Consider the following 10,415-nt stretch of genomic DNA (forward strand, 5'->3'; position numbering starts at 1 on the left):
CGTGGCGCGGGGCGAGCTGCCGAAGGGCCCCGGGTCGGCTCCGGTGTACCGGCCGGGGGCCGAGGTCGGCAGGGACCGGGTGGCCCGGCTGGCACGGGCGCTCGGGGTGAGCGGGACGCCCGTCGCCCAGGGGCGGATCTGGCGGGTCGGCGGCAAGGACGGCTCGGGGCCCAGCCTGCAGGTGAACCGGGACGCACCGGGCAACTGGAGCTTCAGCCGGTACGCGCCGGGCACCGACGACTGCCGGAAGGGCGCCCTCTGCGCGCACGACCCGATGGCCCCGACCGGCCCCCCGGTGAGCGAGGCGGTGGCCGAGAAGGCGGCGGGGCCGGTACTGAAGGCGGCCGGGCTGGACGGCGCGAAGATCGACGCGAGCCGGGTCATGGGCGCCCAGCGGGTGGTCGACGCCGACCCGGTGGTGGGCGGACTGCCGACGTACGGCTGGACGACCGGCCTGACCGTCGGCCGGCAGGGCGAGGTGGTCGGCGGCCACGGGCTGCTGGCGGCGCCGGTGAAGGGCGCCACGTACCCGGTGCTGGGCGCGCGGCAGACGCTGGATCTGATGAACGCGGCGCCGAAGGGCGACCACCGGATGGGCATCGGCGGCTGCGCCCGTCCGATGCCGCTGAAGGACCGGCTGGAGCAGCCGTGCGGCGTGGCCCCGGGGGCGCCGGGACGGCCGGCGGACACGGTGACGGTGCAAAAGGCGGTGTTCGGGCTGTCCGCGCACTCCGTCGGCGGCCGGCAGACGCTGGTGCCGTCCTGGCTGTTCGAGGTGCGCGGCCCGGCGGACCGGGGGACCTCCACGGTGGCGTATCCGGCGGTCGATCCCCGCTACCTGGCATCCGCGTCCCCCTCCGCGGCGCCCTCGGCGCCGGCGGCGTCCGGGTCGCCCGCGACCCATGACGTGCGGGTGACCGGCTACACGGCGGAGGGCCGGGTGCTGACCGTCAGCTTCTTCGGCGGAGTGTGCGCCGACTACCGGGCGGCGGCGCGGGAGAGCGGTGCCCAGGTGACGGTCACGGTCACCGAGAGGCCCTGGCCGGACAAGGTGTGCGTGCTGATCGCCAAGGAGTACGTCATGACCGTGCGGCTCCACGCGCCGCTGGACGGGCGGACGGTGGCCGGCTCGGACGGCAAGGACGTCCCGCGGGCGAAGCCGGGCGCGCTGCGGCCGGTCGCGCCGGCGCCGACCGGCTGACCGCGCCACGTCGGCCCGGAGAACGCGGGAGGCGGCGGCCCCGGAAGGGGGCCGCCGCCTCTCGTGTCAGGCCGTGGTCGGCCGGGCTCAGCTGAAGGAGTCGCCGCAGGCGCAGGAGCCGGTCGCGTTCGGGTTGTCGATCGTGAAGCCCTGCTTCTCGATCGTGTCCACGAAGTCGATGGTCGCGCCGCCCAGGTACGGAGCGCTCATGCGGTCCGTGACGACCTTGACCCCGCCGAAGTCCTTCTCCACGTCGCCGTCGAGCGAGCGCTCGTCGAAGAAGAGCTGGTAGCGCAGACCGGAGCAGCCGCCGGGCTGGACAGCCACGCGCAGGGCCAGGTCGTCCCGGCCTTCCTGGTCGAGCAGGGCCTTGACCTTGGCCGCCGCGGCGTCGGTCAGGATGATGCCGTCGGTGACGGTGGTGGTCTCGTCCGATACGGACATCTACATCTCTCCCGGGTTGTACGGAGACTGCTTGCCGACGAGTGCAACCGGCGCTTCCGCGGATTCATTCCGGGCCGGGCAGTCGCGTGGTCGTGTTGTCGCTTTCCTTTTCATGCTCGCACATGGCCGGGAAGGCGGACAGCGGCTCATAGAGGGACCCGGGACACAACGGCCGGGATTCACGTCACATGGACGCTATGGCCATCGTCAAACTGACGTGAAGCGGTTATGATAGATAGCGTCAGTTAGACGAAAAGTAGAAAGGGTGCGTGTCGTGACCACCGCCCAGACCCCGGAGCTCGACGTGCAGCCGACTCCGCTCGCCCTGCTGCTGCTCGGCCGTGAGGCCGACCCGAAGAGCGAGCGGGGCGTCGAGTGTCCCGGTGACCTGCCCTCGCCGTCCGACCCCGATCTGGTCGAGCGCGCCCGCGCCGCCAAGGAGAAGCTCGGCGACAGGGTCTTCGTGCTCGGTCACCACTACCAGCGCGACGAGGTCATCCAGTTCGCCGACGTCACGGGCGACTCCTTCAAGCTGGCCCGGGACGCGGCCGCGCGCCCGGACGCCGAGTACATCGTCTTCTGCGGCGTGCACTTCATGGCCGAATCGGCCGACATCCTCACCACGGACGACCAGAAGGTCGTCCTGCCGGACCTGGCGGCCGGCTGCTCCATGGCCGACATGGCGACGGCCGAGCAGGTGGCGGAGTGCTGGGATGTCCTGACCGAGGCCGGGATCGCCGAGCAGGTGGTCCCCGTGTCGTACATGAACTCCTCCGCCGACATCAAGGCGTTCACCGGCAGGCACGGCGGCACGATCTGCACCTCCTCCAATGCCGAGCGGGCCCTGGAGTGGGCCTTCCAGCAGGGCGAGAAGGTCCTGTTCCTGCCGGACCAGCACCTCGGCCGCAACACCGCCGTCCGTAACATGGGGATGTCCCTGGACGACTGCGTGGTCTACAACCCGCACCGGCCGAACGGCGGTCTGACCGCCGAGGAACTGCGGGCGGCGAAGATGATCCTGTGGCGCGGCCACTGCTCGGTCCACGGCCGCTTCAGCCTCGACTCCGTGAACGACGTGCGCGCCCGCATCCCCGGCGTGAACGTCCTGGTCCACCCCGAGTGCAAGCACGAGGTGGTCGCCGCCGCGGACTACGTCGGCTCGACGGAGTACATCATCAAGGCCCTGGAGGCCGCCCCCGCCGGCTCCAAGTGGGCCGTCGGCACGGAGCTGAACCTGGTCCGCCGCCTGGCGAACCGTTTCGCACCCGAGGGCAAGGAGATCGTGTTCCTCGACCGCACGGTCTGCTTCTGCTCGACCATGAACCGCATCGACCTGCCCCACCTGGTGTGGACCCTGGAGTCCCTCGCCGAGGGCAACCTGGTCAACCGGATCGAGGTCGACAAGGAGACGGAGGCCTTCGCCAAGCTGGCACTGGAGCGGATGCTGTCGCTGCCGTAGTCGGCCTTCACGCGTGTCAGGGGCGCTTCCCGGTGTGTCGGGAGGCGCCCCTTTCGTGCCACGATCGGGGGAAGGTTCCCGATCTCTTGAACAGGTGATCCTCGGATGTCCCGGTCTGGCGAGCGACCGAAGGAGGGGCGTGACATGACTGCCATGGCCCATGAGTCGCTCACGCAGGAAGAGATCCTGCTTGCGGGCTTTCTCGCCCTGGACACCCCGGAGGGTTTCCGGGCCGAGCTCATCGAGGGGGAGATCGTTGTGACCCCGCCGCCGGACGGGCAGCACGAGCACTTCATCACCAGGCTCATGAAGCAGGTGATCAGGCGGTCCAGGACCGACGTGGATTTCTCGGGCAACAAGGGGCTCCGGCTCGACAAGGGCGGCAACTGCCCGAAGGACCATGTGGTGCCGGACGGGACCTTCGCCCCCGCCCACCCGGATCTGTACCTCGACGCCCGTCCCTGGATGCCTTCGGACGGCGTCGCCATGGTCCTCGAAGTGACCTCCACCAAGCCCAGGACGGACCGCGAGGCCAAGCGCCACTGCTACGCCCGCGCGGGCATCCCGCTGTACCTGCTCGTGGACCGCGACGCCTCCTCGGTCACGCTGTTCGGCGCCCCCAGGAACGACGACTACCGCGAGCACTGCGCCGTCCCGTTCGGCAAGTCCCTCGCGTTGCCCGAACCCTTCGCCTTCGACCTGGAGACCACGGACGTCCTCTGACAAGCGTCCCGGGCCTACTCCGCGCGCAGTACACGCGGGTGGAGATCAGTCCATCCGCGGACGGACCAGCCCGGACTCGTACGCGATGACGACGAGCTGTGCCCGGTCGCGCGCGCCCAGCTTGGCCATGGCCCGGTTGACGTGCGTCTTCACCGTGAGCGGGCTGACCTGGAGGCGTTCGGCGATCTCGTCGTTGGAGTGCCCGCCGGCGACCTGGACGAGCACCTCCCGCTCCCGGACGGTGAGCGTGCCGAGCCGTTCGGAGCGGGCCGGGTCGCGGCGGTCCTCGCCGTCGCCCTGCGCGAGGAAGCGGGCGATCAGGCCCTTGGTCGCGGCCGGGGACAGCAGGGCCTCGCCGCCCGCGGCGACCCGGATGGCGTTCAGCAGCTCCTCCGGTTCGCTGCCCTTGCCGAGGAAGCCGGAGGCGCCCGCGCGCAGGGACTCGACGACGTAGTCGTCCACCTCGAAGGTGGTCAGGATGACCACCCGGACCTCGGCGAGGGAGGCGTCGGCGCCGATCTGGCGGGTCGCGGCGAGGCCGTCGGTGCCGGGCATGCGGATGTCCATGAGGACGACGTCCGGGGCCCGCTCCTTGGCGAGCCGGACCGCCTCCGCGCCGTCGGAGGCCTCCCCCACCACCTCCATGTCGGGCTCGGAGTCGACCAGCACCCGGAACGCGCTGCGCAGCAGCGCCTGGTCGTCGGCGAGCAGGACACGGATCGTCATACGGGCTCCCCCGGTGCCGTCGTACGGGTCTCGTCACGCGCCCCGTCACCCGTCTCGGTGCGCCTGTCGGTGCCCGTCCCGGTGTGCGGGTCGGTGTGCGTGTCGGTGTGCGTGTCGACCGGCAGGATCGCATGGACGCGGAAGCCGCCGCCGTAGCGGGGGCCGGTGGTCAGGGTGCCGCCCAGGGCGGTGACCCGCTCCCGCATGCCGAGCAGCCCGTGGCCGCCGCCGGCCTCCGGCGCCGCGGCCTCGCCGGCCCCGTCGTCCAGGACGGTGACCTCGATGTCCGCTCCGACGCGTACGACGCTGACCTCGGCCCGGGCGCCGGTCCCGGCGTGCTTGCGCACGTTGGTCAGGGCCTCCTGGACGATCCGGTAGGCGGCGAGGTCCACGGCCGCCGGGAGCCGCGTGCCGTGGTCGGCGCGGGCCACCTCCACAGGGAGCCCGGCGCTGCGGAAGGTGTCGGCCAGCTCTTCCAGGAGGCCGAGGCCGGGGGCGGGTTCGGTGGGGGCCGCGGGGTCGCCGGTCTGGCGGAGCAGGCCGACGGTCGCCCTCAGCTCGTTCAGCGCGCTGCGGCTGGCCTCGCGGACGTGGGCGAGGGCCTCCTTGGCCTGGTCGGGCCGCTTGTCCATGACATGGGCGGCGACGCCGGCCTGCACGTTGACCAGGGCGATGTGGTGGGCGACGACGTCGTGCAGATCGCGGGCGATGCGCAGCCGCTCCTCGGCGACCCGACGGCGGGCCTCCTCCTCGCGGGTGCGCTCGGCGCGCTCGGCGCGCTCCCTGATGGCCCGCACGACGGCGCGGCGGCTGCGCACGGCGTCGCCGGCGGTGGCGCCGATCCCGGTCCAGGCGAGCACGCCCAGGTTCTCCTGCGCGTACCAGGGCAGGGTGCCGCCCAGGACGGCGGCGGCGGTCAGCACGGTCATGGTGAGCAGGCCGACCCGCACGGTGGTGGTGCGGTCGGTGGTCGCGGCGACGGTGAACAGGGCGACGACGGCGGACATCGCGACCGGGGCGCGCGGGTCGCCGGTGACGGACTCGACGACGGAGAGGGTGCCGGTGACGGCGAGGACGGTCCTGGGCGCGCGGCGGCGGAACACCAGCGCCGCCGCGCCGAGGACCATGAGCACCAGGCTCAGGGGGTCGGGGGTGCGCACGCCCCAGGTGACGCCGTTCGCGCCGCGGGGCACCACGAAGGAGCCGGCGACCATGCACACCAGGACCCCCGCGGCGAGCGCCGCGTCCAGGGCCAGGGGGTGCGCCTTGAGGCTGCGGCGGGCGCGGTCGAGAGTGCTCACGGGGTGAACAGTACGGCGCCCGGTCCCCCGGACGGGTCCGGGGAACCGCACGCACGGGACTCCACGCACCCGCCCTCCCCCGTGGCGTCAGGCGTTCGCCCGGCTCACCCCGGGATCAGCCCCTCGTCGCTCAGCAGTTCCCGCACCTCCTCCAGCGTCGCGTCGGGCGACGGGAGGATCAGTTCCGAGGGCTCCAGCGAGGAGTCCGGCAGCGGCTCACCGCGCCGGCGCACGGCGTCCAGGAGAGCCGTGAGCGTACGCCGGAAGCCCGCGTCGTCCCCGCTCTCCACCTCGGCCAGCAACTCGTCGTCCAGCTTGTTCAGCTCGGGAAGGTGGGCGTCGTCCAGGCTCACCTGGCCCTCGCCCATGATCCGTACGATCACGTCGGCCTCCTCGGCTCGGGTCCCGGCGCCGGACTACTGCTTGTCGAAGCGCGGGGTGTCCTGCGGCTGCTGCTGGGACTGCCCCTGGCCGGTGCCGCCCTCGATCGCCTGCTGCGTCTGGCCGCCGGCGAGCTCCGCCTTCATGCGCTGCAGTTCCAGCTCCACATCCGTACCACCGGAGATCCGTTCCAGCTCGGCCGTGAGGTCGTCCTTGGCCATGCCGGTCGGGTCGTCCAGGGCGCCGGAGGCGAGCAGTTCGTCGATGGCGCCGGCGCGGGCCTGGAGCTGGGCGGTCTTGTCCTCGGCGCGCTGGATGGCGAGGCCGACGTCGCCCATCTCCTCGGAGATGCCGGAGAACGCCTCGCCGATCCGGGTCTGCGCCTGGGCGGCGGTGTAGGTGGCCTTGATGGTCTCCTTCTTGGTGCGGAAGGCGTCCACCTTGGCCTGCAGGCGCTGAGCCGCCAGGGTGAGCTTCTCCTCCTCGCCCTGGAGGGTCGCGTGCTGCGTCTCCAGGTCCGTCACCTGCTGCTGGAGCGCGGCCTTGCGCGACAGCGCCTCGCGGGCCAGGTCCTCCCGGCCCAGCGCGAGCGCCTTGCGGCCCTGGTCCTCCAGCTTGGAGGACTGCTGCTGCAACTGGTTGAGCTGCAGTTCCAGCCGCTTGCGGCTGGTCGCCACGTCGGCGACGCCGCGGCGGACCTTCTGCAGCAGCTCCAGCTGCTTCTGGTACGAGTAATCGAGGGTCTCGCGCGGGTCCTCGGCCCGGTCAAGGGCCTTGTTCGCCTTCGCGCGGAAGATCATCCCCATACGCTTCATGACACCGCTCATGGGCTTCGCGCGCCCCCTTCTGACGGACTCCAGCTCACAGATCCTGCGACAGGACCCACAGTACGGGCCCTGCCTCCATTACCGCACTGTTCGGGGAGTGATGCGCTCATCCCCAAGGACGACTGCGGACCGTATCGCTCCGGCGTGAGGAGTAGGTGATCCCCACCGGGAACCTCCGCCGCGACCCTCCGGAACGCCCCCCTCTGTCCCTCTACAGACGTCCGGTGTTGCCGGATCGTTCCCCGCCGGGCTGGGGTCCATGCGGGGGAAGCCCTTACGCTTGGGTTTTGTGTTCCGTAGCCGTGCCAAGGAAGAGAAGGCCCCCACCGACAAGGTGCCGGTGAACTTCTCCAAGCAGTCCCGCGACCCGCAGGCCCCGAAGGGCAGGCCCACGCCGAAGCGCAGTGAGGCCCAGGCCCAGCGCCGCAGCGTCGCCCATACGCCGACCAACCGCAAGGACGCCGCGAGGCGTCAGCGCGAGGAGCGCCGTCAGGCGATGGAGCGGCAGCGTCAGGCGCTGGCCGGGGGTGACGAGCGCTATCTGCCGGCCCGCGACAAGGGCCCGGTCCGCAAGTTCGCGCGGGACTGGGTGGACTCGCGGTTCAACGTGGCCGAGTTCTTCCTGCCGCTCGCCGTGGTGATCCTCGTGCTGAGCGTGGTGCGGGTGCCCTCGATCCAGAGCATCGCGCTGCTGCTGTGGCTGGTCGTGATCGTGCTGATCGTGGTCGACGCGGCGGTCAGCGGGCTGCGGCTGAAGAAGCGGCTCAAGGAGCGCTTCGCGGACCAGAACACGCGTGGCGCGGTCGCCTACGCGCTGATGCGGTCCCTGCAGATGCGCCGGCTCCGGCTGCCGAAGCCGCAGGTCAAGCGTGGAGAGCGGCCCTGAGCGCAGACGCTTTCACCGGGGGTGCGGCGCAGGCGTGGCTGAACGAGCTGGGCGGCCTGCGCGACGTCGTACGGCAGGAGCTGGTGGCCCGGCAGCTGGACGAGCAGATAGCCGGGCGGTTCCCGGTCGGGCAGCGGCTGCGGGTGCTCGACGTGGGGATGGGCCAGGGCACGCAGGCGCTGCGGCTGGCCCGGCTCGGCCACCAGGTGACCGGCGTCGAGCAGGACGTGACGATGATCGCCGCCGCGCGGGAGGCGCTGGCCCGGGAGCCCGCGGGCATACGGGAGCGGGTCCGGCTGGTGCAGGGCGACGGCCGGGACACCGGTGTGCACTTCCTGCCGGGCAGCTTCGACGTGGTGCTGTGCCACGGCGTCCTGATGTACGTCGAGGAGCCCGACCCGCTGGTGGCGGGCCTGGCCCGGATGCTGGCACCCGGCGGCCTGCTCTCGCTCCTCGTGCGCAACGGCGACGCGCTCGCCATGCGGCCGGGCCTCGCCGGGGACTGGGCGGGCGCGCTGGCCGCCTTCGACACCACCTGCTACCTCCCCCACTCTCGAACGGACTCGAGCGGGGGGAGCCCCACCCGCCTGGGTCTTGACGTGCGAGCCGACCGGCTGTCGGCGCTCACCGCGACCCTCGCCGGCATCGCCGCCCCGCTGCACGCCTGGTACGGCGTTCGGGTCTTCACCGACACGGCGGCGGACGGCGCGGAGATCCCCGAGGATCTCGAGACGCTGCTCGCGGTCGAGGAGCGGGCCGGCCGCACGGACCCGTACCGCGGGGTGGCGGCGCTGCTGCATCTGTGCGGGGTACGGGGCTGAGCCCGTTCAGGGGTACCGGGCGGGCCCGCTGATCACCGCGCGGTGAGACTCGGGGCATGGACGCTCTCCGCACCCGTGCCCCGCGCGCCGGCGGCAGTGCACCGCGCACCGCCCGCGCGGTCGCCGCACTGGTGTGCTGCACGGCGCTCGCCGCCGGCTGCACCGGCTCGCCCGGCCCGTCCGGGCGGGACACGAGGACGACCGCTCCCGCGGTCGAGCCGATGGCCGCGGACGACCTGCAGAGCGCCTACCAGAAGGTCATCAGGCAGGTCCTGCCCTCGGTCGTGCAGATCGAGGCCGTCGACAGCCTGGGCTCCGGGGTGGTGTACGACGACAGAGGCCACATCGTCACCAACGCGCACGTGGTCGGCGACGCCAAGACCCTGAAGGTGACCGCCGCCAACAGCGAGGAGGCGCTCACCGCGAGGCTGGTCTACTCCTACCCCGAGCAGGACCTCGCCGTGATCAAGCTGGACCGGGTGCCGGCCGGGCTGAAGCCGGCGGTGTTCGGCGCCTCCGAGAAGGCGGAGGTGGGCCAGATCGTGCTGGCGATGGGCTCGCCGCTCGGGCTGTCGTCCAGCGTGACCCAGGGCATCGTCTCGGCGACCGGACGGACCGTCAGCGAGAGCCGCAGCGACGGCGGTACCGGCGCCACCATCGCGAACATGGTGCAGACGTCGGCCGCCATCAACCCCGGCAACAGCGGCGGCGCCCTGGTCAATCTCGCCGGGCAGGTCATCGGCATCCCGACGCTCGCCGCGGCCGATCCCGCCCTCGGCAGCGCGGCGGCCGGCATCGGCTTCGCCATCCCGGCGTCGATGGCGCAGCGGATCGCCGGTCAGATCGTCAAGGAGGGCAAGGTCGTCGACTCGGGGCGGGCCGCGCTCGGCATCACCGCGCGGACCGTCGTGGACGCCGGTTACCGCCCGGCCGGGGTCGCGGTGGTCACCGTCCGGCGCGGCGGGCCGGCGGACGCGGCCGGACTGCGCCCCGGCGACATCATCACCGCGCTCGGCGGCCAGTCCATCACCACCACGACCTCACTGGCGGAGGCGCTGGCGGCGCAGCAGCCGGGACAGCGGACGCGGGTGACGTACCAGCGGGCCGGCACCCGGAGGACGGCGGAGGTGACGCTGGGCGAGCAGTGAGGAGAGAGGAGGTGAAGAGGGGTGAAGAGGGGTGAAGAGGGGTGAAGAGGGGTGAAGAGGGGTACGGCCTTCCGGGCACCGCCTCCGAGGCACGGCCGCCCGGGCACCGCCTTCAGAGGCACGGCCTCCGGCGCACGGCCACCGGAGCACCACCTCCGGGGCACTGCCTCCGGGGCACCGCGTTCCGGGGCACGGCCCCGGGTGCGGGCCCCGGCACGGTCCCGGGTGCGGCCCCCTCCTCACGGGAGCAGGACTAGGAGGCGTCGGCGTGCAGGCTCATCGGACCGTAGATCTCGGTGTTCTCCTCGAACAGCCGCACCTGGTCCGCGCCGCCCTCCAGCAGCGCCTTCCAGTGCTCCCCGATCCAGGACTCGGCATCCCCCTGCGTGGTGAACTCCTCGGGCTGCACCACGGGCTGGACCTCCGTCCCGTCGGCCTTCTCGAACCGCCACGTCCATGCCGTCATGTGGGCCTCCTTTGATCCAACACCTGCTGGAA

At 72.4% G+C, this 10,415-nt stretch carries 12 protein-coding genes; 6 read left to right on the forward strand and 6 right to left on the reverse strand.

The window, feature by feature from the left end; genetic code table 11:
* On the forward strand, positions 1 to 1,201 hold a 1,201-nt coding region (locus ACLU3S_RS32800; RefSeq protein WP_413955624.1), incomplete at its 5' end, for a hypothetical protein.
* An 87-nt stretch (positions 1,202 to 1,288) separates the two neighbouring features.
* Here ACLU3S_RS32800 and ACLU3S_RS32805 read toward each other — a convergent pair.
* Entirely contained in the window at positions 1,289 to 1,645 is a 357-nt protein-coding gene (locus ACLU3S_RS32805) for an iron-sulfur cluster assembly accessory protein (protein ID WP_028422454.1), read from the reverse strand.
* Between the two features lie 274 nt (positions 1,646 to 1,919).
* Here ACLU3S_RS32805 and nadA point away from each other — a divergent pair, with 274 nt between their 5' ends.
* Together nadA and ACLU3S_RS32815 are read left to right on the forward strand one after the other, a co-directional pair.
* Positions 1,920 to 3,104, forward strand: a complete 1,185-nt coding sequence (nadA, locus tag ACLU3S_RS32810; protein ID WP_413955625.1) for a quinolinate synthase NadA — start codon at positions 1,920 to 1,922, stop codon at positions 3,102 to 3,104.
* Between the two features lie 144 nt (positions 3,105 to 3,248).
* Positions 3,249 to 3,827 (forward strand): Uma2 family endonuclease, encoded by a 579-nt coding sequence (locus ACLU3S_RS32815; protein WP_413955626.1) that lies wholly within the window; start codon positions 3,249 to 3,251, stop codon positions 3,825 to 3,827.
* A gap of 45 nt (positions 3,828 to 3,872) precedes the next feature.
* On the opposite strand, the gene ACLU3S_RS32820 is transcribed toward ACLU3S_RS32815, so the two are convergent.
* The 4 genes from ACLU3S_RS32820 to ACLU3S_RS32835 form a co-directional block, all read right to left on the reverse strand.
* Complete coding sequence (locus tag ACLU3S_RS32820; protein ID WP_413955627.1) at positions 3,873 to 4,553, reverse strand: response regulator; 681 nt, start codon at positions 4,551 to 4,553, stop codon at positions 3,873 to 3,875.
* The gene (locus ACLU3S_RS32825) at positions 4,550 to 5,854 is read right to left on the reverse strand and encodes a sensor histidine kinase (RefSeq protein WP_413955628.1); all 1,305 of its coding nucleotides are present in this window, start codon (positions 5,852 to 5,854) and stop codon (positions 4,550 to 4,552) included. The genes ACLU3S_RS32820 and ACLU3S_RS32825 overlap by 4 nt, the downstream gene beginning before the upstream one ends.
* 104 nt (positions 5,855 to 5,958) lie before the next feature.
* The gene (pspAA, locus tag ACLU3S_RS32830; protein WP_413955629.1) at positions 5,959 to 6,237 is read right to left on the reverse strand and encodes a PspA-associated protein PspAA; all 279 of its coding nucleotides are present in this window, start codon (positions 6,235 to 6,237) and stop codon (positions 5,959 to 5,961) included.
* A 33-nt stretch (positions 6,238 to 6,270) separates the two neighbouring features.
* Complete coding sequence (locus ACLU3S_RS32835) at positions 6,271 to 7,062, reverse strand: PspA/IM30 family protein (RefSeq protein ID WP_413955630.1); 792 nt, start codon at positions 7,060 to 7,062, stop codon at positions 6,271 to 6,273.
* A gap of 289 nt (positions 7,063 to 7,351) precedes the next feature.
* Between ACLU3S_RS32835 and ACLU3S_RS32840 the strand changes: the two genes are divergently transcribed.
* The 3 genes from ACLU3S_RS32840 (at position 7,352) to ACLU3S_RS32850 (ending at position 9,917) form a co-directional block, all read left to right on the forward strand.
* Positions 7,352 to 7,948: a DUF3043 domain-containing protein gene (locus ACLU3S_RS32840; RefSeq protein WP_413955631.1), complete on the forward strand. Its 597-nt coding sequence runs from the start codon at positions 7,352 to 7,354 to the stop codon at positions 7,946 to 7,948.
* Positions 7,949 to 8,031: 83 nt separating this feature from the next.
* On the forward strand, positions 8,032 to 8,769 hold the full coding sequence (locus ACLU3S_RS32845; protein WP_413955632.1) for a class I SAM-dependent methyltransferase: 738 nt from the start codon (positions 8,032 to 8,034) through the stop codon (positions 8,767 to 8,769).
* A 56-nt stretch (positions 8,770 to 8,825) separates the two neighbouring features.
* Complete coding sequence (locus ACLU3S_RS32850) at positions 8,826 to 9,917, forward strand: S1C family serine protease (protein WP_413955633.1); 1,092 nt, start codon at positions 8,826 to 8,828, stop codon at positions 9,915 to 9,917.
* Between the two features lie 253 nt (positions 9,918 to 10,170).
* On the opposite strand, the gene ACLU3S_RS32855 is transcribed toward ACLU3S_RS32850, so the two are convergent.
* Positions 10,171 to 10,383 carry a hypothetical protein gene (locus ACLU3S_RS32855; RefSeq protein WP_413955634.1) on the reverse strand — a complete coding sequence of 71 codons (213 nt, stop codon included), beginning with the start codon at positions 10,381 to 10,383 and terminating at the stop codon, positions 10,171 to 10,173.
* Positions 10,384 to 10,415 lie beyond the last annotated feature (32 nt).

Origin of the sequence: Streptomyces sp. AF1A, from assembly GCF_047340315.1 — a bacterium.
Classification (GTDB): Bacteria; Actinomycetota; Actinomycetes; order Streptomycetales; family Streptomycetaceae; genus Streptomyces.

What these genes read in the sequence shown, in the direction of transcription:
- ACLU3S_RS32805 (WP_028422454.1), bottom strand. Translation starts at nt 1,645, where the DNA reads ATGTCCGTATCGGACGAGACCACCACCGTCACCGACGGCATCATCCTG.
- ACLU3S_RS32855 (WP_413955634.1), bottom strand. Translation starts at nt 10,383, where the DNA reads ATGACGGCATGGACGTGGCGGTTCGAGAAGGCCGACGGGACGGAGGTC.
- ACLU3S_RS32850 (WP_413955633.1), top strand. Translation starts at nt 8,826, where the DNA reads ATGGACGCTCTCCGCACCCGTGCCCCGCGCGCCGGCGGCAGTGCACCG.
- ACLU3S_RS32815 (WP_413955626.1), top strand. Translation starts at nt 3,249, where the DNA reads ATGACTGCCATGGCCCATGAGTCGCTCACGCAGGAAGAGATCCTGCTT.
- ACLU3S_RS32820 (WP_413955627.1), bottom strand. Translation starts at nt 4,553, where the DNA reads ATGACGATCCGTGTCCTGCTCGCCGACGACCAGGCGCTGCTGCGCAGC.
- ACLU3S_RS32835 (WP_413955630.1), bottom strand. Translation starts at nt 7,062, where the DNA reads ATGAGCGGTGTCATGAAGCGTATGGGGATGATCTTCCGCGCGAAGGCG.